The following is a 21,703-nucleotide window of genomic DNA, read 5'->3' on the forward strand; positions in this document are numbered from 1 at the left end:
TTAGATTAAACTTAGATAAGTACGACACCACCCATCACGCCGTTCATCTTTTTTTCTTATTTCACTGTTTGTAAACTCCTATACACTAAAAGTTACATTTGCTTACACAAATGTGATCACTTTAGCCTGTGCAGGATACCCCCATGCAAAGCCCTCTTCGCCGCTTTTGGCCCATTGGCCTGCTCGCAAGCCTGATGGCGGGAGCGGCTCATGCCCAAAGCACCACGGATCTCACCCGTGAAGCACTGGTTCTTGACGCACGGGAGGGCAATCTAACCTCCTCGATCAGCGGCCTCGAAACCCTCTATCGACAGACCGGCGATGAGTGGGTGCGCGCCGATTTGATCGCGCTTCTACTGCGCGCCGAACGCTTCGACGAGGCGCTGGCCGTTTGCGCCGGCTGCTCTTTGGAGCAGTACCGACCCAATGAACTCGAAAACCTTGGCGGCGCGGCGCGGCGTGTGCAGGCCTATGAGCAGGCGCTGGCATTCTATCAGACGCTGGCGCGGCGCGACCCGCAAAACGGGCAAGGGTATCTGGGCCAAGCGCTGGTCAATACCGACCTGGAGCGCTACACCCAAGCCCAAATCAACCTCGAGAACTACGAGCAGGTCGCGGGTACGACGGCACAAGGGCTGGAGGCGCGCGGCTATCTTGCCTCGCGCACGCAAAACGCCACCCAGGAGCTCGCCGCTCGCCAGTCGCTGATCGAGCGCGACCCGAACAATACAAGCGAGCTGCAGGCGATTTACCGATTGGCGGTAGGTTTGGGAGCGAGTAGCGCGGCCCGCGATCTGATGAGTCAGAATCCGGACGTCTTCAGTGCCAGCGACCGGCTTTGGCTGGCCTACTACGAAGCGGTCACCGACATTCGCTTGGGGATTCATACCGACACGCCGTCACGTACCGCAAGCGGACTCACGCAGCTCGAAACCGTGCTTGCTAACGCCGAGCTTCCCGATCAGCTCAAGACGCTGGCCGAGTACGACAAGGTAGTAGCGCTTGCCGAGCTTCGACATTTTAGTGAAGCCGAAGCGCTATCCAAACGCCTTGAGCTCCAAAACGGCACCCTGCCCGACTATGTGCTGCGCGCCCGCGCGCAGGCGCTAGGCGGTCTGGGACGTCCCGATGAGGCCACCGCGCTTTATCGTGGGCTTATCGCGCGCTCGCCGGCAATGGCGATCAACCCGGACGACCCGCTCAACGAAGGCCTTTTCTTTAGCTACACCGATGCGCAGCGCTTCAAGGAAGCCGACCGGCTGTTACAAAGCTGGCTGACTCAAGAGCCGGAGTATCGCTGGGACTTTACCCGCACGACACAACTTCCCAATGCCAACTACCAGAAGGTGCTGCTGCTTGACGTGCTGTTGACCGCCTGGCGCGGTCAGATGGGGGAGGCAAGCGAGCGGCTGGCGGCCTATCAGGACCAGGCGCCTGGCGACCCCTACCTGACGATCACCCAAGGCGATCTCGAGCGTATTCGAGGCTTGCCGCGCCAGGCCGAGGCCACTTACCAAAGTGCCGAGCCCATGCTTGCGCCGGATCAGCGCTATCAGGCCGAGCACGGCGTGCTGCTGGCACGGCTTCAGCGCGGCCAGTGGGCCGGCACGACAGATGCAATCGCCCGTGAGGTGGCCCAGGCCCGCCCCAGCCCGTCCCGCGATGAGCTGGCCCGCGAGTGGCGCGAAGCCCGTGCCCCGCAGCTAAGCGCCACGTTTACTCGTAGTAGCGGCGAAGGCGTGAGCACCCAGGCCTCCAAAGAGTGGCGCTCTGAAGTGCGCCTGGACGGCCCGCGCAATGCTCAAGGGTCGCGCCCGTTCATCACTCAAACCAATCAGTACGGCGAGTTCGACGACCAGGATCTGCGTGCGGCCACCACCGTTGGAGGCTACGAGCTCAATTTGCACCCGGCAACGGTCGTGCTGTCGGCAGGCCACGGCGCTCAGCTGGGCAATGACTTCCTGGCCCAGGCCGAGCTCAGATACGCCGTTAGCGATCACGTGACGGCCACCGTCGCGGCGGAGCACAACACCATCGATACCCCGCTTCGTGCCCTCAACGACGGCGTTAGCGCCGACCGCTACCGCGGCGAAATCGCGCTTTACCGTGACGAGCGTGGCGCTGGAGCGCTTGGCGTCTCGGCGGTGGATTTCGATGACGGCAACCTGCGCCGCTCGGCCTACGGCTACTGGCGCGAGACGCTTTATCACCTGGACCGCTGGCAGGTGAACGGCGAGGCCCAAATCGCGGCGTCGGCCAACGACGAGGTCGAGGCGAGCTACTTCAACCCTGAGCGTGACGCGAATCTGGCCGGCGTCTTGTCGGTTAACTATGAAATCCCGCTGGACTACCGCCAAAGCTTCATTCAAACGCTATCGCTCGGCGCCGGACGCTACTGGCAAAAAGCGTTCGACGACGAGAACACCTGGTCGATTGGCTACGGCCATCGTTTCGAGCTCGCACCGAGCTTCAGTCTTGAATACGGCATCACCCGCGAGCGCGCGGTGTATGACGGCATTCCGGAATACGACAACACCTTCACCGCTGGCTTTATCTGGAGATTCTTGTAATGCACTGGCGCACGCTCATTACCGGACTGGTGTTGCTCTTGTTGAGCGTTCAGGCTCACGCCGAACGCACCCCTGACGACTTCGTCGTCATCAGCTATCACGACGTGGTCGACCGTCAGGTCACGCCGAATCTGCCGATCTACCCCCAGACCATCACCCGCGCCCGGCTGGTCGAGCACTTCAACTTGATCGATGCCGAAGGCTATCAGCCGGTCAGCTTTCAGCAGATCCTCGACGCCCGTAACGGCGGCGCACCGCTGCCAGATAAGGCGGTGTTGCTCACTTTCGATGACGGTTACTCAAGCTTTTACGACATCGTCTTTCCGCTGTTGAAACTCTACGACTTCCCCGCCGTGCAGGCCGTGGTGGGCAGCTGGCTCGACGTGCCCGCCGGCGGCCAGGTGCCCTACGGCAGTATCACCCTGCCCCGCAGCCGCTTTTTGAGTTGGGACCAGGTGCGCGAGCTCGACGAGTCGCCGCTGGTCGAGATCGCCTCGCACACTTTCGATCTTCACCAGGGCGTGATCGGTAACCCCCAGGGGAACGAACAGGGTGCGGCGGTCACCACGATCTGGAACCGTCAGACCGGATACGAAAGCGAAGCCGCCTATACCGCGCGCATTCGCAACGACATGGCCCGCACCCGCGAGCAGTTCGAAGAGCACTTGGGGCGCGAGCCGCGCATGATGGTCTGGCCCTACGGCGCCTACAGCCAGGCGGCTCTCGATCTGGCCGCCGAGGTGGGCATGCGCTACACCTTCAGCCTTTTGAGCTCGCCCAACCGCTCCGGCGAGTCGCTTGCAAGCATTCACCGCTACCTGATCGATCAGGAGACCAGCCTGGAAACCCTGGGTGAGATTCTCGCCAACAACGTGTGGGAGAAAGAGTCCCTGCGCATCGTTCACGTGGATCTCGACTATGTTTTTGATCCGGACCCGGTTCAGCAGGAGCAAAACCTGGATCGCTTGATTCAGCGTATCTACAGCTACGGTATCACCACGGTTTACCTCCAGGCGTTCGCCGACCCGGACGGTGACGGCGTCGCCAACGAGCTTTACTTTCCCAACCGTCACCTGCCGGTACGTGCAGATCTGTTCAACCGCGTGGCCTGGCAGCTTAAAAAACGCGCCGGTGTGAAAGTGTACGCCTGGATGCCGGTACTCTCCTTCGATCTCGGTGACGACCATCGCTACGTTCTCAACGACCGTACCGGGGGCGAGGCGCCGGAGCACTACCGCAGGCTTACCCCTTTCGATGCCGACAACCGTCGCATCATCAACGAGATCTACCAGGACTTGGGGCGCATGACCAAGTTCGATGGCGTGCTCTTCCATGACGACGCTTTCCTGACCGACCACGAAGACGCAAGCCCGGCAGCGCTTAGCGCCTATCAAAACGCCGGCTTGCCCGGTGATATCGACGCGCTCCAGCAGGACGCTTTGATAACCCGCTGGACCGACTTCAAGGAGCAGTACCTGGCGGACTTCACCCAAGAGCTTTTTAACTCGGCCAACTACTACCGCCAGTCGGACAACAAGGCGTTCACCAGCTCGCGCAACATTTACGCGACCACGATCATGAACCCGGAAAGCCAGCAGTGGTTTTCGCAAAGCCCCGAGGGCTTCGCTCGCGCCTACGACTACGTGGCGGTCATGGCGATGCCCTACATGGAAGAGGCGGACGACGACCCTGACGGCTGGCTAAGAGAGCTTGCACGGCGATCGCTTGCAAGCGTTAGCGCCCAGCAGCTGGTGTTCGAGCTTCAAACCCAGGATTGGCGTACCCAGACACCGATCCCGAGTGAAGAGATCGCCGAGTGGATCCGCATTCTACGAGAGGAAGGTATCCAGCACATCGGCTACTACCCCGACGATTTCCATGAGAACCATCCCAACATCGACGTGATTAGACCGTACTTTTCCCAGGGCCAACGCTTTAGAAAACTGCCATGAACCTACTCGACCTTTTAGCGACGTTTACGCTTGGCTATCCAAGCGTCATGGCCACCATCTGGATATGCGGCGGCGTTTATTTCTACCTGCACTGGGAGCGCAAGCAGCCAAAGACAACCCCATTTCAGTTCGACCCAACAGCGCCGGCGGTGACGGTACTGCTGCCCTGCTATAACGAGGGCTTGAACGTCGACGAGACGGTGCAGCACCTGTTCAAGCAGAACTACCCGAACATGGACGTCGTGGCGATCAACGACGGTAGCCGCGACGATACGCTGGCTCGCCTGCAGGCGCTCGCCGCGCGCTACCCCAAACTGACGGTGCTGGATCAGCCCAACCAGGGCAAGGCCAGCGCCATGAACAACGGACTGGCTCACGCCAGCGGCGACATCATCGTGGGTATCGATGGCGACGCGATTCTCGATTACGACGCCGTTGGCTTCATGGTCAGCCACTTCGTCGCAAGCCCTCGGGTGAGCGGCGTCACCGGCAACCCCCGGGTGAGAACCCGCTCGACGGCAATCGGCAAGATTCAAACCGGCGAGTTCTCGGCGATCATCGGCTTGATCAAGCGCGCCCAGCGCATCTACGGCATGGTGTTCACCATCTCTGGCGTTATCTGCGCGTTTCGCCGCCAGGCGATCGAGAAGATCGGCGGCTGGAGCACCGATATGATCACCGAAGACATCGACGTGAGCTGGCGCCTTCAGCTCGACGGCGGCCAGGTACGCTACGAGCCACGTGCGATGTGCTGGGTGCTGATGCCGGAAACCCTGCGCGGGCTTTTCAAGCAGCGCCTGCGCTGGGCCCAGGGCGGTGGCGAAGTGTTTCTGCGCTACTTCACCCAGACCATGCGCTGGAAGAACCGCCGCTTCTGGATTTTGATGCTCGAGTACATCGTCAGCGTCGTGTGGTGCTACTCGGTGCTTGCGCTGATCGTGGCGTGGCTGGTCAGCAAGGCGCTGACGCCGGGTGAATGGCCGGTAACCGGCAGCGTGCTCTCCTACTTCAGCAGCATCCTGATCTTCATCAGCTTCATTCAGTTTTCGGTGAGTTTTTACATCGATAGCCGCTACGACCGCGACATTCTCAAATGCGTTTACTGGAGCATCTGGTACCCCTTCGCGTACTGGATCCTCAACCTGGTCACCGTGATCATCGCCTTCCCCAAAGCGATGACGCGCCAAAAAGGACGGCTAGCCACCTGGCAAAGCCCCGACAGAGGAGAGCCCTTCAATGAGCAACAAGCTGATGCCCGTGATCATCGATAACCCTTGCCAAAAATGCTGGCAGTATCGCACGCGCGATACCGTGATGGCGCTGGCAACGCTCGGCTTGTGGCTGGTGGTGCTTTCAAGGCTGCATACGTTCTACACCGTCGAGGACGCCATCATCGAACAGCTCTACAGCTCGACGATGCTTAAGCTGCTGGCGGTGGGCTTCATCGTCACGTTTTTGACCTTTCACTTCTGGGCGATGTACAACCGCTACCTCTACAAAAACCTTCTGCGCCGCGCCGAACGCGCCGCCGCTACCCAGTTAATCGAGAATGAGTACGCAGCGCCCTTCTCGACCGACCTGGGCACGATCTTTCAGCCGGAGAAGGAAGCGGTTCGCTAATCGTTTTCAAAAAAGTACTACGTAAAACGCCCGGGTCGACTTGCATCGCTCGAGCGTTTTTCTTTAAGGCCAGTGCCAACGCTCCGTTGATCCGGAGAACGTACCGCTTTCAAGCGCTTTACCCAGGCGCCCCCTCCAGACAGTGAGTTAACGAAACAGGTTACGTCCGCGCTTTTTGCGCCGATAATAACCGGACGCCAAAAACGCAAGCCCCAGCCCCGTCAGCATGCTAACCCCTTTGGCCGCGGCTCCCCCCATTGGGCTGCCGTGCCAAAGGGCGTGGCCCATAAAGGCGAGCATCGCGGCCGTGATCAGCACCCCGGCAAGTATCAGCGCCTGCCAGGGCACCCACACCTCGCGAGGCCTCTGGCGCTTTCCTCGCGCCAGCCCCCAGCCGGCGGCCAGCGCGATCGTGCCCAGCCCGGTTAACAGGGCGAAGAAGATGGCAAGGTTCAGCGCCCCGTCCGAAAGCGGCTTGCCCAGCTCACCGATAAGCGCATAGCCCATCAGCAGACCCAGTAAAAGCGTGATCAGCCCCACCAGCGCAATGATCGCGCCGGCTATTCGTTGAGCTGAGCTCAAACGGTGCGGGCGAGACGTGTTCACAAGAACGTCCTCATTAATGGAGCTTCCCGGCCCCGAGAAAAACCATCCTGAAACGAGGCCAGATCTTGCATCTTTACGCCTGCCTCAGGCGTGTTTGGCAAAAAGCTCCTCGCCGGTCAGGTCGTGAGTTCGTTCACAAAACGAGTAGAACGCCGGCTTCTGGTCGATGAAGACCTGGCTTTTGAGCCGCCATGCGGCGCCCTCCTGTAAAAGCCCAACCGGAACCAGATACTCGCCGGACTCATTGAGGCGAAAGAACAGGTGCGTACCGCAGCCGTTGCAGAAGCCGCGCTGCGCCCACTCGGAAGAAGCGAACGTCGAGATCCGCTCTTCCCCTTTGAAATCGACGTGGGTACCGCAGCTTGCCACCATCAGCGGCCCCCCGCTCCACTGACGGCACGTAGCGCAGTGGCATACGTCGACGTTCAGGCTTTCCGGACAGGCGGTGATGCTAACGGCGCCGCAAACGCAGCGGCCCTGATGCTCTGACAATGTTTCCATGAGACTCTCCCTTCGTTGTTATTGAAAAATTGCTGTTAAAACAGCCAGCCGTTACCGACACTCGATGGTACGCAAGTTTCTTAACGATAATCAAAGGATAGCCGTTAAACGCGGGCGCCACCTTTTTGCCAAGCGGCAGACCGCGCTGGTCTTTACAGACCGATTTGATTAGCCTGCGAGTCACGTTTTAAAGGAGTCTTCATGGACAGAACCACCGCGCGGCGGCGCTTGGCAGGAACGCTGGCGCTTTCGGGTTTGGCGGCGCAAATCGCCGGCTTCACGCCCTGGATCGATACCCATCCGCTGGTGAGCTACCTGCTGTGGGCGGCGGTGGTGCTGCTATGGAACGATATTCCACGCCGCTCGCGGATTCAGGCGGGCGTGCTGATCGCGGCGGGCGCTTCGATGCTTTTGGTCGCCCACCTGGTGTACGACGCGCCCATTGATTGGCCGCACGTGCTCGAAGGCAACGTATTCGTGGTCGCGATGCTGATCGGCGTGAGCTTTATTTCGCTGGTGGGGCGCCAGGGCAACCGGCCCGCGGCGGGCAAGCGGCTCACCGGCAGCGGCGGCGTACTGCGCACCTGGCTTGGGGTGCATTTTCTCGGTACGATTTTGAATCTCTCAACGATTTTCATGGTGGGCGACCGGATCGCGCGGCGTGCGCCGCTCACCGCGCCTCAGTTTCTGGCGCTGAACCGCGGTCTATCGAGCGCTGCACTCTGGTCGCCGTTTTTCGCCTCGATGGGCGTGGTGATCGCCTTGGCACCGGGGGTCGAGTATAGCCAGATCGCGCTGGTGGGCTTTCCGATTGCGATGCTCTCCGGGGCAATCACTACCATCGAGCTTAATCGGCGCTTCGATTTGCGCGAGGTCGATGGGTTCTCGCTGTCGCCGAAAAGCCTGTTCATGCCGCTGGGCATGGCCTTGGGCGTCATGCTGTTTCACTTCGTGCTAACGCCGGCGCTTTCGATCGTCAGCATTATTACCTTTCTGATTCCCGCCGTGGCGGTGGTGGCGAATCTACGCGAAGGGCCGGTATTCACGGCCAAGCGGATTCGCCAGCACGCTTTCAATCGCTTGCCCGCGATGCGCGGCGAGCTTTCACTATTTCTGGCGGCGGGGCTTTTGACCATTGGGCTTTCGACGCTGGTCAGCGCAGCGGCGGGTGAGGACTGGACGCTTTTCCAGCACTTCGGGATCGTTCAGGCGATGGTCAGTTTCGCTGCCATTACGATAAGCGCACTGATCGGGCTTCACCCGATCATCGGCGTCTCGATACTGGCCTCGGTATTGAATCTCGACGCCAACGAGCAGACGCTGTTCGCCTTCGTGGCGCTCAGCGGCTGGGCGGTAGGCACCAGTGTCGGGCCGCTTTCCGGCATCAATCTGTCACTTCAGGGGCGTTACGGGGTCAGCGGCTATCAGATGATGCGCGATAACCTGACGTACGCGGCGGTCATGAGCCTGCTTTCGCTTGCGGCGATCGCAGGCATTGGAGCGTCAGGACACTGAACCAGGCTTTTCGAGCCGAGTATCAGGTTTCGACGATTTTCGTGGGGAAACGGTAGAAGTAGCGGTGGCCGCACTGGTGGCAAGGTTCGATACGCGAGACGCGCTCGAGCATCACTTGGGTGTCACAGTGCACGCAGGCCATGAGCCCGGGCGCGGCCATTTCGCCTTCGCAGTAGTCCGCCCGGGCGGCTTCCAGGTCATCCTCGAAGCGCTCGCGCTCGACCACGCTGCGATCGGCGATGGATAGAAGCGACTCCACCACTCGCCGCGATAGGGTATCGACGTCGATCCCCAGCCACTGAGCCACCTGCTTGCCGGAGTCCGCCATGTAGTTGCGCATGTCTTTCAAGTCGCGCTCGACCCAAGCGCGCAACAGCGCCAACTCGTCCTTGGTGTACTCCTCAAACTCGGCTTCGAAAGCGACGGCGTCGTCCAGATCTTTTTGCAGGTTCGTCCAGGTTAATTCGCCCGCGCCATTTTTCATGCGCTCTAAAAGACGCTCATAGCCTTCGCGTAAACGGTGGTCGTTATCTCGTTCCATGGATGTTCTCCTTTCTTGGTACCGCTTTAAATACCGCGCTCGACTGCCTGGCCGCTATCGCCGGCTAACCGTTCAAGGTTACACCAGCATAGGATACAATCGGCACTACTGATCTGACAGCCGTCATTCTCATTCATACCGCGCCCGAGTCGGGCGAACTACGCCAAGGCATTGAAAAAACCGATGGATGCACATTATAGCCCTCGCGAGATCGAACGTGACGCCCAGCAGTACTGGGACAAGAACCAGTGCTTCAAGGCGGTAGAAGACGCCAATCGCGAAAAGTTCTACTGCCTTTCCATGTTCCCCTACCCTAGCGGTAAGCTCCACATGGGCCATGTGCGCAACTACACCATTGGCGATGTGGTCTCGCGCTTTCATCGGATGCAGGGCAAAAACGTCATGCAGCCCATGGGCTGGGACGCCTTCGGCATGCCGGCAGAAAACGCCGCCATTCAAAACCAGGTACCGCCGGGTGAATGGACCTACCAGAATATCGATTATATGCGCACCCAGCTCAAGGCGCTTGGGTTTGCCTACGACTGGAGCCGCGAATTCGCCACCTGCGACTCGAGCTACTACCGCTGGGAGCAGTGGTTCTTTGGCAAGCTGATCGAAAAGGGCTTGGTCTACAAGAAGATGTCCACGGTCAACTGGGACCCGGTGGATCAAACGGTGCTGGCCAATGAGCAGGTGATCGAAGGCCGCGGCTGGCGCTCCGGGGCGCTCGTCGAGCGTAAGGAAATTCCGCTGTGGTTTTTGAAGATCACCGACTACGCCGACGAACTGCTGGCAGATCTGGACAAGGTCGAATGGCCCGAGCAGGTCAAGACCATGCAGCGCAACTGGATCGGCAAGTCCAGGGGCGTCGAGCTTAGCTTCGATATCGAAGCCCAGGGCGGCGAGGCGTGTGAGCCGCTGTCGGTTTACACCACCCGCCCGGACACGCTGATGGGCGTGACCTACGTGGCAGTTGCCGCCGGCCACTCGCTTGCCAAAACGGCCGCCGCAAACAACGCGGAGCTTGCGGCGTTTTGCGAGGAGTGCGCCAAAGGCGGCACCTCGGAAGCCGAAATGGCGACCAAAGAGAAGCTCGGCATGGCCACCGGCCACCAGGCCGTACACCCGATCACCGGCGAGCGCGTACCAGTTTTCGTTGCCAACTTCGTGCTCATGGAGTTCGGTACCGGCGCGGTCATGGCCGTACCCGCCCACGACCAGCGCGACTGGGAGTTCGCCACCAAATACGGAGTCGAGATCAAGCCGGTCATTGCCGATGAGAACGGCAAAACCCCGGATCTGAGCCAGCAAGCCTTTGTCGAGCACGGTACGCTGATCAACTCCGGCGAGTTCGACGGCCTCGAATTCGAGGCCGCTTTTGACGCCATCGCCGGCAAGCTTGCTGAACTTGGCCGCGGCGAGACCAAAACCAACTTTCGTATTCGCGACTGGGGTGTGGCCCGCCAGCGCTACTGGGGCGCGCCGATTCCGGTCAAGTACGGCCCCGAAGGCCAGACCGTGGCGCTTACCGACGATGAGCTACCCGTCGAGCTTCCCATGGAGGTCACCGTCGACGCCTCGGGCTCGCCGCTCAAGAAAATGCCGGAATTTTATGACCTGGGCGACGGCTGGACGCGGGAAACCGACACCTTCGACACCTTCATGGAGTCCTCCTGGTACTTCGCCCGCTTCGCCTGTGCCGATAACCACGAGGCGATGCTCGACGAGCGCGCCAACTACTGGCTGCCGGTGGATCTCTACATTGGCGGCATCGAACACGCGATTTTGCACCTGCTTTACGCGCGTTTCTTCCACAAACTGATGCGCGATTTCGGTTTGGTCAACTCCGACGAGCCGTTCCAGCAGCTTCTGACCCAAGGCATGGTGATCGCCGAGACCTACTACCGCACGCTCGATAACGGCGGCAAACAGTGGTTCAACCCGGCGGACGTCGAGGTGACGCGCGACGACAAGGGCCGCCCGATCAGCGCGGTGCTGATGAGCGACGGCGAGCCGGTCGAGATGGGCGGCATCGAGAAGATGTCCAAGTCGAAAAACAACGGCGTCGACCCGCAGTCGATGATCGACCGCTTCGGCGCCGACACGGTGCGTCTGTTCATGATGTTCGCCGCCCCGCCAGAGCAGTCACTCGAGTGGTCCGACTCCGGCGTCGAAGGCGCGCACCGCTTTTTGAAGCGCATCTGGCGCCAGGTCAGCGAGCACCTGGAGGCCGGCGAGCCCCAGCCGCTCGATAAGGGCGCGCTCAATGACGACGAGAAAGCCCTGCGACGCAAGACCCACGAGACGATCAAAAAGGCGAGCGACGACATCGGCCGGCGCACCACCTTCAACACCGCCATCGCCGCGGTGATGGAGCTTTCCAACGCCGTCGGCAAGTTCGATGCAACCGCAGGCCAAGGCTTAGCCGTGACGCGCGAAGCGCTTGAGGCCTGCGTGCTGATTCTCGCACCGATCACCCCGCACCTGTGCCATACGCTCTGGCAGGCGCTGGGCCACCAGGAGCCGGCGATCGAGGCGACCTGGCCCGCGGTGGACGAAGCGGCGTTGACCCGCGACAGTCTCGAGCTCGTGGTGCAGGTCAACGGCAAATTGCGCGCCCGCCTCGAGGTACCGGCGGATGCGGATAAAGCCTCCATCGAGCGTCTGGCGATGGAGAATGACAACGTACAGCGCCACCTCGAGGGCCAAACGGTGCGCAAAGTCATCGTGGTTCCGGGTAAGCTGGTCAACATCGTGGTGGGCGGATGAGCACACTTTATACGCGCCGACGTTTACTCGCTTTGGGGGGCGTCGCCGCGTCGGCGGCGCTACTGGCAGGCTGCGGCTTTCGGTTACGCCGTGAAGGCACATTGACCAGCCTGCCGCCGCTAAGCCTCGAAGGCGATACGTCCACGTCGCTTGCCCGCAATCTCGAAACCCTGCTCATTCGTCAGGGTACCGACGTGGCCCGCGACGCCCCCTGGCGGGTCACCCTGGGCACGCCGGTGGTCGAGAACCGGGCGCTGGGAAGCGAAGGCCGCGCCAACCGCGACCACGAGCTGACCATGCGCGTGACGCTTTCGGTGCAGCGGCGTGAAAACGGCGCCTACGCGCTCAACAACGATAGCGTTTCGACGGCCACGCGCCTTCGCATCAACGAGGACGATCTTTTGAACCGCGAATTGCTGCTGGACGAGGCGAAACAAACGCTATCGCGTCAGCTTGCCCAGCGCATCGTCGAGCGCCTGGCGACGCTCGAGGCGACGCCTTGAAGGTCTTTGCCGACCAGCTTGGCGGCCAGCTCGCCAAAAAATTGCCTCGGGCGGTGATCGTCGCCGGCGACGAGCCGCTTCAGCACCGTGACGCTTGCGACGCGGTGCGCCAAGCCGCGCGCGCCGCCGGTATCGAAGAGCGCGAAGTGCTCGATGTCGAGCCCAACTTTGCCTGGGGGCGGCTTCTCGAAACCGCCAGCAACCTGTCGCTGTTCGCCACCAGCAAGCTTTTGGAGCTGCGCCTTGGCCACCAGAAGCTCGGCCAGGAGGGCGCGAAGGCGCTCGCCCAGTACGCCGAGCTGATGGAGCAAAGCGACGATATCCTGTTGATCAGCATGGGCAAGCTCGACGCCAAACAGCAAAAAAGTGCCTGGTTCAAGGCGCTCGACAAGCATGGCCTGTTCGTGCCGGTGTGGCCGGTGGACGCCTCCCGGCTTGGCTATTGGCTGCGTGACCGCGCCGGGCTTCACGGCGTGCAGATCGATTTGGACGCTGCGCGCCTTCTTGGCGAGCGCACCGAGGGTAACCTGCTCGCCGCCGACCAGGAGCTTCAAAAGCTCGCGCTGATTCATCCGCCGAATACGCGGCTCAATGTAGATAGCATCGCCGTGGGCGTCGAGGATAGCGCCCGCTTCGATGTCTTCAACCTGGCCGACGCCTGCCTCAAGGGCGAGCCTCAGCGCGTCTCCCGTATCGTTACCGGGCTCAAAAGTGAAGGCGTAGAAGCGCCGATCGTGCTTTGGGCACTGACCCGTGAGCTTCGAACGCTTTTATCACTGCACCAGCACTTGGATCAGGGACAAAGTTTCGAGCACGCCTGCAAAACGCAAAAGCCGATGATTTTCGACAAGCGCCGCCCAGCCTATCAAAAGGCGATCGGCCGCCTGCCGATGAAACGTCTGCACAAGCTTCTGCTGATGGCCCAACGGCTGGATCTTGCAGTCAAGGGTGCCAGTGGCGTGCCGCTTTGGCCAGGCCTTCACGATTTGGCGATGACGATGGGCGGCGCGAAAGGTATACTCGCCGAAACCCCGTGGACCTACCGCATTGGGGTTTAGTCCGCCGCCTGCGCGTGACGCTTTCTCACCGAACATCATTAAAAAAAGCGCTCAACGCTACTGTTAAAGGATCGAAGACCATGAAAACCCTGCGTGCTACGCTGTCTGCCCTGCTGATTCTGGCGCTGGTTGTCACCAGCCTTCCGGTCATGGCCTCTGTCGACGCCTCAGACCGCGCCCTGATCTCCACGCAGTCGGTGCTCGCCAGCGACCAGGCCGGCGCCGAGCGTCAGCGTATTAGCGACGTGCTCGCCCGCGCCGATGTCCAGCAGGCTCTTGTAAGCCAGGGCGTCGACCCGGTCGAGGTTCAGGCCCGCGTGGCCGCGCTCAGCGACAGCGAAGCCAAAGAGATGGCTCAGCGTCTGGACGAGCTGCCTGCCGGCGCCAGCGGCGTGGTCGGCGCGCTGTTTGCCGTGTTCATCATCCTGTTGATCACCGATATTCTCGGCCTCACCGACGTCTATCCGTTCACGCGCTAGGCCTCCAATGCAACGTCTTGCTTTCTACGCCCGCACTGCGGGCGTTTTTGTACTCGCCCTCTGGCTTGCCGGCTGCGCGAGAAGCCCGGTGCTGCTCGAAAGTACGTATCAAAACATCACGCCCCGCATCGAGCTTGTCGATGTGCCCTTCTTCGCCCAGAGCGAATACCAGTGCGGCCCGGCGAGTCTGGCCATGGTGCTCAACCACCAAGGCGTTGACATACGCATGGAGACACTGATTCGCGAGGTGTATTTGCCTGGCCGCGAAGGCAGCCTGCAGCCGGAAATGCTCGCCAGCGTTCGCCGTCACGACTTGATCCCCTATGTGATACGCCCGACCCTGGATGCGCTACTGCGCCACCTGGACGCGGATGAGCCGGTAGTGGTGATGCAGAACCTGGCGCTTCCTGTTTACCCGCTGTGGCACTACGCGGTCGCGATCGGCTATGACCTGTCCAATGAGCGGATGCTTCTGCGAAGCGGTGAACTCGAGCGTCATTCGCTCGCTTTCAGCCGTTTCGACGCGACCTGGGCGCGCAGCGAGCGCTGGGGATTCGTGGTCAAGGCGCCGGGAGAGCTGCCCGTCGATGTCTCGGCGCGCGGCGCGCTGGACGCCATCAGCGCGTTCGAGGCGCTCAATGGCGCGGGTGCGGCGCTTCCCAGCTGGCAGGCGTTGGTCGAGCGCCATCCTGAAAGTGGTTTGGCTTGGTTCGCGCTGGGCAACGCCTTTTACGCCGAAGGCGAATCGGGCAGCGCCCGCCACGCTTTCGATGCCGCAACTCGCGCCGACCCGGAACTGGGCGCGGCGTGGCTAAATCTCGGTCTACTGATGGCGCTCGATAACCAAAACCAGGCCTCACAAGCGGCGCTGCGCCGCGCCGCGCGGCTGGAGGGCCCTTGGCAGGCGCGGGCCAGCGAGCTGTTGAACGACTGACGTCGCCACTCACCAAAACGAAAAAGGGCCCAGCGGGCCCTTTTTCGATGACAGGCGTTTAATCAAAACACCCGATTCAATCCGTTTTGCGCCGCCACCCGGTAGGCTTCAGCCATGGTCGGGTAGTTAAAGGTCGTACTGACGAAGTAGCGCAGCGTATTCGCATCGCCGTCCTGTTGCATGATCGCCTGACCGATATGAAGAATTTCCGAGGCCTGGTCACCGAAGCAGTGAATGCCAAGAATCTCCAGCGTATCCTGATGGAACAAAATCTTGAGCATGCCGACGGTATCGCCGGTAATCTGCGCCCGGGCGGTGTCCTTGAAAAACGCCTTGCCCACTTCGTAGGGCACCTTCGCCTCGGTCAGCTCACGTTCGTTGGGGCCAAAGGAGCTGATTTCAGGGATGGTATAAATTCCTGTCGGTATATCGGTGACGAAGCGGTAATCCTTGTCGAGCAGCTCGTTACTCGAGTTCAGGCCCTGATCGTAGGCGGCACTGGCCAGACTCGGCCAGCCGATTACATCCCCGGCGGCGTGAATATGCGGAAGCTCGGTGCGGTAGTGGTCGTCCACACTGAGCTGGCCGCGGCCGTTGGGTTGTAGCCCGATATTCTCGAGGCCCAGCGAGTCGGTGTTACCGGTGCGCCCGTTGGCCCACAAGAACGCGTCGGCGCGAATCTTCTTGCCGGATTTCAGGTACACTACGACGCCGGACTCATCGGGCTCAACCCGGTCGTACTCCTCGTTATGACGAATCAGCACGCCGTGCTTTCGCAGATGGTACGACAGCGCATCGCTGATCTCGTCGTCCAAAAACGACAGCAAACTATCGCGACTGTTGATCAGGTCGACCTTGATACCGAGCCCGGAGAAGATCGACGCGTACTCGCAGCCAATGACGCCGGCGCCGAAAATCACCATGGTGCGCGGCGTGTGCGCCATGGCAAGAATAGTGTCGGAGCAGTAGATGCGCGGATGGCTGAAATCGATGTCACCCGGCCGATACGGGCGCGAGCCGGTCGCGATCACGAACTTCTTCGCCACCAGCTCCTCGACGCCTTCCTGTCGGTCGCGCACGATGAGCGTGTGCTCATCCTTGAAGCGCGCGGTGCCGTGAATCAGGTCGATGCGGTTGCGCGCGTAAAAGGTGGTACGCATTTCGACCTGTTTATCGATGGTATCGCGGGAGCGCTCCATGACGCGCGGGTAGGAGAACATGCGCGGCTCGCCGATGTCGCGAAACATGCGGTTGGTATTGAACGCCATGATCTGCTTGACCTGGTGGCGCAGCGCCTTGGAGGGGATGGTCCCCCAGTGGGTGCAGTTTCCGCCAACCTGGGGCTGCTTCTCGATAATGGCCACGCGCTGATCGTTCTTTGCCGCGTTGATGGCCGCGCTCTCGCCTGCGGGGCCCGTCCCGATCACCACGACATCGTAATTGTGAACCGCCATACCGTCTGCGTCTCCTGGATCCCATTGTCGCGCACGCTAACACGTGTGCGATCATATCTCTTGCGTATCGCTTAGCGCCGCGTAGCGTCGTAGCCAAGATCCGCGCCACGGCTCTCGTCGCTTGCACGACGTAAGCTACCGCGCTTGCGGTTCTCTTCCTCGCAAACCTTGTCCTTTCCGCCGCAAATATCGCAGCCGTCCTTCATGCCGATCTGATTCAAGCCACCGCAGGAGCCTGCAATGGGCTTGCGCCCAACCAACACGCCAACCGCCATCGCGGTCATGATCAACGCCATGAAACCAAATACCAGTAGCCAAATAGCCATTGAAACCTCCTGGGACGTTACCTGCTCTCGAGACAGTTGCGATAAGCAAAAGTGCCTCGAGGGCTTTAGTTCGTCGTTACTCAAGGTGTACGGCCTCATTATACCGTAAATGCGGGGTATGATCAGGCGGTAGGCCTTTTACCTGACACCTGCTTTGAACCAGGCTCATCGAAACGGGCAGGCAGGCGCTATAAAAAGAGCGGGGCCGGCCCATGGCCAGCCCCGCTCTGCGTACCTAGACTTTTTTAACCGCCGAAGTCGTCCAACATGATGTTTTCTGGCTCAACGCCCATATCGAGCAAAAGCTTGATAACGGAGGCGTTCATCATGGGCGGACCGCACATGTAGTACTCGCAGTCCTCCGGCGCCGGGTGATCCTTCAGGTACTCTTCGTAGAGCACGTTATGAATGAAGCCCGTCGCCCCTTCCCAGTTATCTTCAGGCAGCGGGTCGGAAAGCGCCAGGTGCCATTCGAAGTTCGGGAACTCCTCGGCCAGCTGATCGTACTCCTCGTTGTAGAACGTTTCGCGCCAGGAGCGCGCGCCGTACCAGAACGAGATTTTACGATCGGTCTTCAAACGCTTCAGCTGATCGAAGATATGGCTGCGCATCGGCGCCATGCCGGCACCGCCGCCGATGAAAATCATCTCGGCGTCGGTATCCTTGGCAAAGAACTCACCAAACGGCCCCATGACTTCCACCTTGTCGCCCTCTTTCAAGCTGAAGACGTAGGTCGACATCAAGCCCGGCGGGTGGTCCGATTTGGGCGGCGGCGTCGCGATACGGATGTTGAACTTGAGAAGCCCTTTCTCTTCGGGGTAGTTCGCCATCGAGTAGGCTCGGATGACCTCTTCGTTGTTTTTGTGACGAACGTCGAACAGGTTGAACTGCTCCCAGTCGCCGCGATACTCCTCTTCGATATCGAAATCCGAGAACTTGATATCGTAAGGAGGGGCCACCAGCTGCACGTAGCCACCGGCGCGGAAGGCCACTTCTTCGCCTTCGGGAAGCTTCAGGTTCAGCTCCTTGATGAAGGTCGCAACGTTGGGGTTCGCGGTTACTTCGCACTCCCACTTCTTGACGCCGAACACTTCCTCGGGTACTTCGATCTTCATGTCCTGCTTGACCGGTACCTGGCAGGACAAACGCCAGCCTTCCTTCTTCTCACGCATGGTGAAGTGCGACTCTTCGGTCGGCAGAATCGAGCCACCGCCCTCTTCCACGCGGCATTTACACTGCGCGCAGGAGCCGCCGCCGCCACAGGCGGAGGAGAGGAAAATACCGTTGGCCGCCAGGGTGTTCAAAAGCTTGCCGCCGGCCTGGGTCTTCAGGGTGTTCTCGGGGTCGTCGTTGACTTCAATCGTCACGTCCCCGCTACTCACGAGCTTGCTGCGCGCTGCCAGAATGATCGCCGTCAAGCTGATGACGATGACCGTGAACATGACAACACCGAGCAAGATGATGGATGTATCAACCATGTCGGTTTCCTATTGCTGAGGGTGACCTCGGCGACGAGGCGCCGCCGAGGTCACCGGCCGATTAAAGCTGAATGCCCGAGAAGGACATGAAGCCCAAGGACATCAAGCCAACGGTGATGAACGTAATACCCAGACCCTGCAGGCCACCAGGAACGTCGCTGTACTTCAGCTTTTCGCGGATACCCGCCAGCGCGGCGATCGCCAACGCCCAGCCGGTACCGGCGCCGAAGCCATACACCACGGCCTCACCGAAGTTGTAATTACGCTCGACCATGAACAGTACGCCACCGAGGATGGCGCAGTTTACGGTAATCAGCGGCAGGAAAACGCCCAGCGCGTTGTAGAGCGACGGCACGTACTTGTCCAGAAACATCTCCATGATCTGAACCAGTGCGGCGATGACGCCGATATAAGAGAGCAGACCCAAAAACGACAGGTCGATGTTCTCGGCACCGCTAATACCGGTCCAGGTCAGCGCGCCTTCCTGAAGCAGGTACGTGTAGACCAGATTGTTCACCGGCACGGTGACGGTCAGTACGACGATGACCGCAATACCCAGACCAATGGCCGAGGAGACCTTCTTCGAAACCGCCAAAAACGTACACATGCCCAAAAAGAAAGCGAGTGCCATGTTTTCGACGAACACCGAAGCGACGAAAAGGCTTAGATAGTGTTCCATGTTACACGGCCTCCTTCGGCTTGGTGTTTTCCTTCATCTTGAATTCGTTCTCCTCGACCTGCTCCGGGTTGATCGAGCGCAGTACCCAGATCAAAAGTCCGATGATGAAGAACGCGGACGGCGGCAGTAGCAGCAGGCCGTTACCGATATACCAGCCCCCATCTTGCACGGTCGGCAAAACCGTGAAACCGAATACGCTGCCTGCACCCAGAAGCTCGCGGAAGAAACCCACGACCATCAGTACGAAGCCGTAACCCAAGCCGTTACCAATACCGTCGAGAAACGACATGCCCGGCGTGTTGGACATGGCGAAGCCTTCGGCGCGGCCCATCACGATGCAGTTGGTGATGATCAGACCAACGAACACCGAGAGCTGCTTGGACATCTCGTAGGCGTAGGCTTTGAGGATCTGATCGACCACGATGACCAGCGAGGCGATGATCGTCATCTGCACGATGATCCGGATCGCGGAGGGGATGTGATTACGAATCAGCGAGACGAACAGATTCGAAAGCGAGGTAACGAAGATAACCGCCAACGCCATGACCAGCGATACGCTCATGCTGGTGGTGACCGCCAGCGCCGAGCAGATCCCCAGAATTTGCAGTGCGATGGGGTTGTTCTGGAATATGGGCGCGGTCAACACGCCCTTTGCATTTACATCCGCCATGATCAAGCCCCCTCAACGTCGTTGAAGTTGGTGTCGGTGTCTTCGGCGTCATCCGGCTCGGCGTTTTCACGAAAACGCGCCAGATACGGGCCAAAGCCCTCTTCGCTGAGCCAGAATTGCAGCATGTTCGTCACGCCGTTACTGGTCAGCGTGGCGCCGGACAGCGCATCCACTTCGTACTCGCTGCTGGCGCCGCCCTTGGTCAGGTGGATCTCCGGCGACAGGTCACCCTCGTCGTTATAGATCTTTTTACCTTCCCACTGGGCCTGCCAGCGCGGGTTGTTCACTTCCGCGCCGAGCCCGGGCGTTTCGCTGTGCTCGTAGTAGGTGATACTCACGATGGTGTTGCCGTCGCCTTCCACGGACAAAAAGCCGCGCATACGGCCCCACAGGCCCTGGCCGCGAATCGGCAGCACGATCTGCTCAGGGCTGTCGGGATCACCTACAAGATAGACGGTCGAATAGTTTTCGACCCGCGAAAGACCGGCGATGTCACGATCACCAGAGAGCGTGCGGCCAGTGGCCGGATCGCGCGAGGCTTCGAAACCGTCGTACTCGTCGGCGTCATACTTATCGGTGTACTCACCGGTTTCGAGCTCGACGACGCGCCCGGTGATCTGCTCGTTGAACGCCTCTTCGACATCCATCCCCGGCTCGTAAAGCTTGGCCACGTTGAGGATGTTGGTTTTACGGTCGAGCTCCTGGTTGAGCTGCTGGGTGGGGCGAAGCGCCACCGCGGCCGTCGACACGATCACCGAACAGACGATACATAGCGAAAACGCTACGATCAGAATTTTCTTGATGGAGTTATTACCTTGTGCCATTAGGCAGTCTCCTCGGCCGGTGCACCGACGCGCTTCTTGCGCCGTTTGACATTGGCCTGGACGAAGAAGTAATCGATCAAGGGTGCGAACAGGTTAGAAAACAGGATCGCCAGCATGATGCCTTCCGGAAAGGCCGGGTTCACCACGCGGATCAATACCGTCATCACACCAATCAATGCACCAAAGACCAGGCGGCCCTGGTTGGTCATCGAAGCCGATACCGGATCGGTCGCCATGAACACCATGCCGAAAGCGAAGCCGCCGATGACCAGATGCCAGTACCAGGGCATCGCGAACATCGGGTTGGAGTCGGAGCCGATCAGGTTGAACAGCGTGCTGGTGATCACCATACCGAGGAACACCCCGAGCATGATTCGCCAGTTCGCGATCTTGGTCCAGAGCAGCACCGCTGCACCGATCAGGATCGCCAGCGTCGATACCTCACCCACCGACCCCGGAATGAAGCCAAGGAAGGCGTCCGTCCAGCTGAAGGTGTTGGCCAGCGTATCCATGCCGTCCTGATACGCCATGGAGAGCGCGGTCGCACCGGTATAGCCGTCGGCGGCGACCCAAACGCTGTCGCCAGAGATCTGCGCCGGGTAGGCGAAGTACAAAAACGCCCGTCCTGTTAGCGCCGGGTTGAGGAAGTTCTTGCCCGTACCGCCGAAGATCTCCTTACCGATGACGACGCCGAAGGTGATACCCAGCGCCACCTGCCAAAGCGGGATGGTGGCCGGCAAAATCAAGGCGTAGAGCACTGAGGTCACGAAGAAGCCTTCGTTCACCTCGTGGCCGCGCTTGATCGCGAACAGCACTTCCCAGAACCCGCCTACGGCGAAGGTCACCAGATAAATCGGCAGGAAGTAGGTCGCGCCGAGGACGAAGTTCGCCCAGAAACTGCCCGGATCGTGGCCGCCGGCCACCGCCATCATGATCGCTTCGCGCCAGCCGCCCATGGAAGCGTAGCCTGCATCGATGGCCACGTTGGCCTGCCAGCCGGCGTTCCACATGCCAAAGAACATGGCCGGGAACGTACACATCCAAACGGTGATCATGATTCGCTTGAGATCGATACCGTCGCGGATATGAGCGGTGGTCTTGGCCACGCTCGGCGGCGAATAGAAAATGGTGTCGACCGCTTCATAAAGCGGGTAGAACTTCTCGTATTTGCCGCCCTTGTGGAAGTGCGGCTCGAGCGTGTCGAGTGTCTGTCGAATACCCATA

20 protein-coding genes are annotated in these 21,703 nt (G+C 60.3%); 10 read left to right on the top strand and 10 right to left on the bottom strand.

The window, feature by feature from the left end; translation table 11 throughout:
- Positions 1-143 precede the first annotated feature (143 nt).
- Genes pgaA through ACGLWX_RS14680 form a run of 4 tightly spaced genes read left to right on the top strand, consistent with a single transcriptional unit; the run spans position 144 to position 6,142 of the window.
- On the top strand, positions 144-2,570 hold the full coding sequence (gene pgaA / locus ACGLWX_RS14665; protein WP_396240763.1) for a poly-beta-1,6 N-acetyl-D-glucosamine export porin PgaA: 2,427 nt from the start codon (positions 144-146) through the stop codon (positions 2,568-2,570).
- Complete coding sequence (gene pgaB / locus ACGLWX_RS14670) at positions 2,570-4,522, top strand: poly-beta-1,6-N-acetyl-D-glucosamine N-deacetylase PgaB (protein ID WP_396240765.1); 1,953 nt, start codon at positions 2,570-2,572, stop codon at positions 4,520-4,522. Before pgaA ends, pgaB begins: the two co-directional genes overlap by 1 nt.
- Positions 4,519-5,793, top strand: coding sequence for a poly-beta-1,6-N-acetyl-D-glucosamine synthase (pgaC, locus tag ACGLWX_RS14675; protein WP_396240767.1), 1,275 nt, complete (start codon positions 4,519-4,521; stop codon positions 5,791-5,793). The genes pgaB and pgaC overlap by 4 nt, the downstream gene beginning before the upstream one ends.
- On the top strand, positions 5,759-6,142 hold the full coding sequence (locus ACGLWX_RS14680; RefSeq protein WP_396240769.1) for a hypothetical protein: 384 nt from the start codon (positions 5,759-5,761) through the stop codon (positions 6,140-6,142). The genes pgaC and ACGLWX_RS14680 overlap by 35 nt, the downstream gene beginning before the upstream one ends.
- Before the next feature lie 147 nt (positions 6,143-6,289).
- Here ACGLWX_RS14680 and ACGLWX_RS14685 read toward each other — a convergent pair whose 3' ends face one another.
- Both ACGLWX_RS14685 and ACGLWX_RS14690 read right to left on the bottom strand, forming a co-directional pair.
- Complete coding sequence (locus ACGLWX_RS14685; RefSeq protein WP_396240771.1) at positions 6,290-6,748, bottom strand: hypothetical protein; 459 nt, start codon at positions 6,746-6,748, stop codon at positions 6,290-6,292.
- 84 nt (positions 6,749-6,832) lie between these two features.
- On the bottom strand, positions 6,833-7,249 hold the full coding sequence (locus ACGLWX_RS14690; protein ID WP_396240773.1) for a GFA family protein: 417 nt from the start codon (positions 7,247-7,249) through the stop codon (positions 6,833-6,835).
- A gap of 201 nt (positions 7,250-7,450) precedes the next feature.
- On the opposite strand from ACGLWX_RS14690, the gene ACGLWX_RS14695 reads away from it, so the two are divergent.
- Complete coding sequence (locus ACGLWX_RS14695; protein WP_396240775.1) at positions 7,451-8,764, top strand: hypothetical protein; 1,314 nt, start codon at positions 7,451-7,453, stop codon at positions 8,762-8,764.
- 22 nt (positions 8,765-8,786) lie between these two features.
- On the opposite strand, the gene ACGLWX_RS14700 is transcribed toward ACGLWX_RS14695, so the two are convergent.
- Positions 8,787-9,305, bottom strand: coding sequence for a zinc ribbon-containing protein (locus ACGLWX_RS14700; protein ID WP_252109269.1), 519 nt, complete (start codon positions 9,303-9,305; stop codon positions 8,787-8,789).
- Between the two features lie 183 nt (positions 9,306-9,488).
- Here ACGLWX_RS14700 and leuS point away from each other — a divergent pair, with 183 nt between their 5' ends.
- The 5 genes from leuS to ACGLWX_RS14725 all read left to right on the top strand — a co-directional run bounded on the left by leuS (position 9,489) and on the right by ACGLWX_RS14725 (position 15,048).
- Positions 9,489-12,074, top strand: a complete 2,586-nt coding sequence (gene leuS / locus ACGLWX_RS14705) for a leucine--tRNA ligase (protein WP_396240777.1) — start codon at positions 9,489-9,491, stop codon at positions 12,072-12,074.
- Positions 12,071-12,577, top strand: a complete 507-nt coding sequence (locus ACGLWX_RS14710; RefSeq protein WP_396240779.1) for a hypothetical protein — start codon at positions 12,071-12,073, stop codon at positions 12,575-12,577. Before leuS ends, ACGLWX_RS14710 begins: the two co-directional genes overlap by 4 nt.
- Positions 12,574-13,635 carry a DNA polymerase III subunit delta gene (holA, locus tag ACGLWX_RS14715; protein WP_396240781.1) on the top strand — a complete coding sequence of 354 codons (1,062 nt, stop codon included), beginning with the start codon at positions 12,574-12,576 and terminating at the stop codon, positions 13,633-13,635. The genes ACGLWX_RS14710 and holA overlap by 4 nt, the downstream gene beginning before the upstream one ends.
- Positions 13,636-13,715: 80 nt before the next feature.
- A complete protein-coding gene (locus ACGLWX_RS14720; RefSeq protein WP_396240783.1) occupies positions 13,716-14,114 on the top strand; it encodes a PA2779 family protein in 399 nt (132 codons plus the stop codon).
- Positions 14,115-14,121: 7 nt separating this feature from the next.
- The gene (locus ACGLWX_RS14725; protein WP_396240785.1) at positions 14,122-15,048 is read left to right on the top strand and encodes a PA2778 family cysteine peptidase; all 927 of its coding nucleotides are present in this window, start codon (positions 14,122-14,124) and stop codon (positions 15,046-15,048) included.
- A 62-nt stretch (positions 15,049-15,110) separates the two neighbouring features.
- Here the strand turns inward: ACGLWX_RS14725 and sthA are convergent, their stop codons facing one another.
- From sthA to ACGLWX_RS14760, 7 genes are all read right to left on the bottom strand, one after another.
- Positions 15,111-16,502 (bottom strand): Si-specific NAD(P)(+) transhydrogenase, encoded by a 1,392-nt coding sequence (gene sthA / locus ACGLWX_RS14730; RefSeq protein WP_396240787.1) that lies wholly within the window; start codon positions 16,500-16,502, stop codon positions 15,111-15,113.
- A 71-nt stretch (positions 16,503-16,573) separates the two neighbouring features.
- Positions 16,574-16,828 (bottom strand): (Na+)-NQR maturation NqrM, encoded by a 255-nt coding sequence (gene nqrM / locus ACGLWX_RS14735; protein ID WP_252109276.1) that lies wholly within the window; start codon positions 16,826-16,828, stop codon positions 16,574-16,576.
- Between the two features lie 245 nt (positions 16,829-17,073).
- Complete coding sequence (gene nqrF, locus ACGLWX_RS14740; protein ID WP_252109277.1) at positions 17,074-18,306, bottom strand: NADH:ubiquinone reductase (Na(+)-transporting) subunit F; 1,233 nt, start codon at positions 18,304-18,306, stop codon at positions 17,074-17,076.
- A 61-nt stretch (positions 18,307-18,367) separates the two neighbouring features.
- On the bottom strand, positions 18,368-18,985 hold the full coding sequence (nqrE, locus tag ACGLWX_RS14745) for an NADH:ubiquinone reductase (Na(+)-transporting) subunit E (protein ID WP_252109278.1): 618 nt from the start codon (positions 18,983-18,985) through the stop codon (positions 18,368-18,370).
- A gap of 1 nt (position 18,986) precedes the next feature.
- Positions 18,987-19,655 carry an NADH:ubiquinone reductase (Na(+)-transporting) subunit D gene (locus ACGLWX_RS14750; protein ID WP_252109279.1) on the bottom strand — a complete coding sequence of 223 codons (669 nt, stop codon included), beginning with the start codon at positions 19,653-19,655 and terminating at the stop codon, positions 18,987-18,989.
- A gap of 2 nt (positions 19,656-19,657) precedes the next feature.
- Positions 19,658-20,479, bottom strand: a complete 822-nt coding sequence (locus ACGLWX_RS14755) for a Na(+)-translocating NADH-quinone reductase subunit C (protein WP_396240789.1) — start codon at positions 20,477-20,479, stop codon at positions 19,658-19,660.
- Positions 20,479-21,702, bottom strand: coding sequence for an NADH:ubiquinone reductase (Na(+)-transporting) subunit B (locus ACGLWX_RS14760; protein ID WP_396240791.1), 1,224 nt, complete (start codon positions 21,700-21,702; stop codon positions 20,479-20,481). Before ACGLWX_RS14760 ends, ACGLWX_RS14755 begins: the two co-directional genes overlap by 1 nt.
- Position 21,703: the final 1 nt, after the last annotated feature.

The sequence above is a fragment of the Halomonas sp. HMF6819 genome, assembly GCF_044335525.1.
Taxonomy (GTDB): domain Bacteria; phylum Pseudomonadota; class Gammaproteobacteria; order Pseudomonadales; family Halomonadaceae; genus Vreelandella.

Excerpts from the sequence above, each read along its gene's own strand:
- ACGLWX_RS14700 (WP_252109269.1), bottom strand. The coding sequence starts at position 9,305 with ATGGAACGAGATAACGACCACCGTTTACGCGAAGGCTATGAGCGTCTT.
- ACGLWX_RS14680 (WP_396240769.1), top strand. The coding sequence starts at position 5,759 with ATGAGCAACAAGCTGATGCCCGTGATCATCGATAACCCTTGCCAAAAA.
- ACGLWX_RS14710 (WP_396240779.1), top strand. The coding sequence starts at position 12,071 with ATGAGCACACTTTATACGCGCCGACGTTTACTCGCTTTGGGGGGCGTC.
- sthA (WP_396240787.1), bottom strand. The coding sequence starts at position 16,502 with ATGGCGGTTCACAATTACGATGTCGTGGTGATCGGGACGGGCCCCGCA.
- nqrF (WP_252109277.1), bottom strand. The coding sequence starts at position 18,306 with ATGGTTGATACATCCATCATCTTGCTCGGTGTTGTCATGTTCACGGTC.
- ACGLWX_RS14720 (WP_396240783.1), top strand. The coding sequence starts at position 13,716 with ATGAAAACCCTGCGTGCTACGCTGTCTGCCCTGCTGATTCTGGCGCTG.
- ACGLWX_RS14755 (WP_396240789.1), bottom strand. The coding sequence starts at position 20,479 with ATGGCACAAGGTAATAACTCCATCAAGAAAATTCTGATCGTAGCGTTT.
- leuS (WP_396240777.1), top strand. The coding sequence starts at position 9,489 with ATGGATGCACATTATAGCCCTCGCGAGATCGAACGTGACGCCCAGCAG.
- ACGLWX_RS14695 (WP_396240775.1), top strand. The coding sequence starts at position 7,451 with ATGGACAGAACCACCGCGCGGCGGCGCTTGGCAGGAACGCTGGCGCTT.
- ACGLWX_RS14760 (WP_396240791.1), bottom strand. The coding sequence starts at position 21,702 with ATGGGTATTCGACAGACACTCGACACGCTCGAGCCGCACTTCCACAAG.
- ACGLWX_RS14690 (WP_396240773.1), bottom strand. The coding sequence starts at position 7,249 with ATGGAAACATTGTCAGAGCATCAGGGCCGCTGCGTTTGCGGCGCCGTT.
- ACGLWX_RS14725 (WP_396240785.1), top strand. The coding sequence starts at position 14,122 with ATGCAACGTCTTGCTTTCTACGCCCGCACTGCGGGCGTTTTTGTACTC.
- pgaC (WP_396240767.1), top strand. The coding sequence starts at position 4,519 with ATGAACCTACTCGACCTTTTAGCGACGTTTACGCTTGGCTATCCAAGC.
- nqrM (WP_252109276.1), bottom strand. The coding sequence starts at position 16,828 with ATGGCTATTTGGCTACTGGTATTTGGTTTCATGGCGTTGATCATGACC.
- ACGLWX_RS14750 (WP_252109279.1), bottom strand. The coding sequence starts at position 19,655 with ATGGCGGATGTAAATGCAAAGGGCGTGTTGACCGCGCCCATATTCCAG.
- pgaA (WP_396240763.1), top strand. The coding sequence starts at position 144 with ATGCAAAGCCCTCTTCGCCGCTTTTGGCCCATTGGCCTGCTCGCAAGC.
- nqrE (WP_252109278.1), bottom strand. The coding sequence starts at position 18,985 with ATGGAACACTATCTAAGCCTTTTCGTCGCTTCGGTGTTCGTCGAAAAC.
- pgaB (WP_396240765.1), top strand. The coding sequence starts at position 2,570 with ATGCACTGGCGCACGCTCATTACCGGACTGGTGTTGCTCTTGTTGAGC.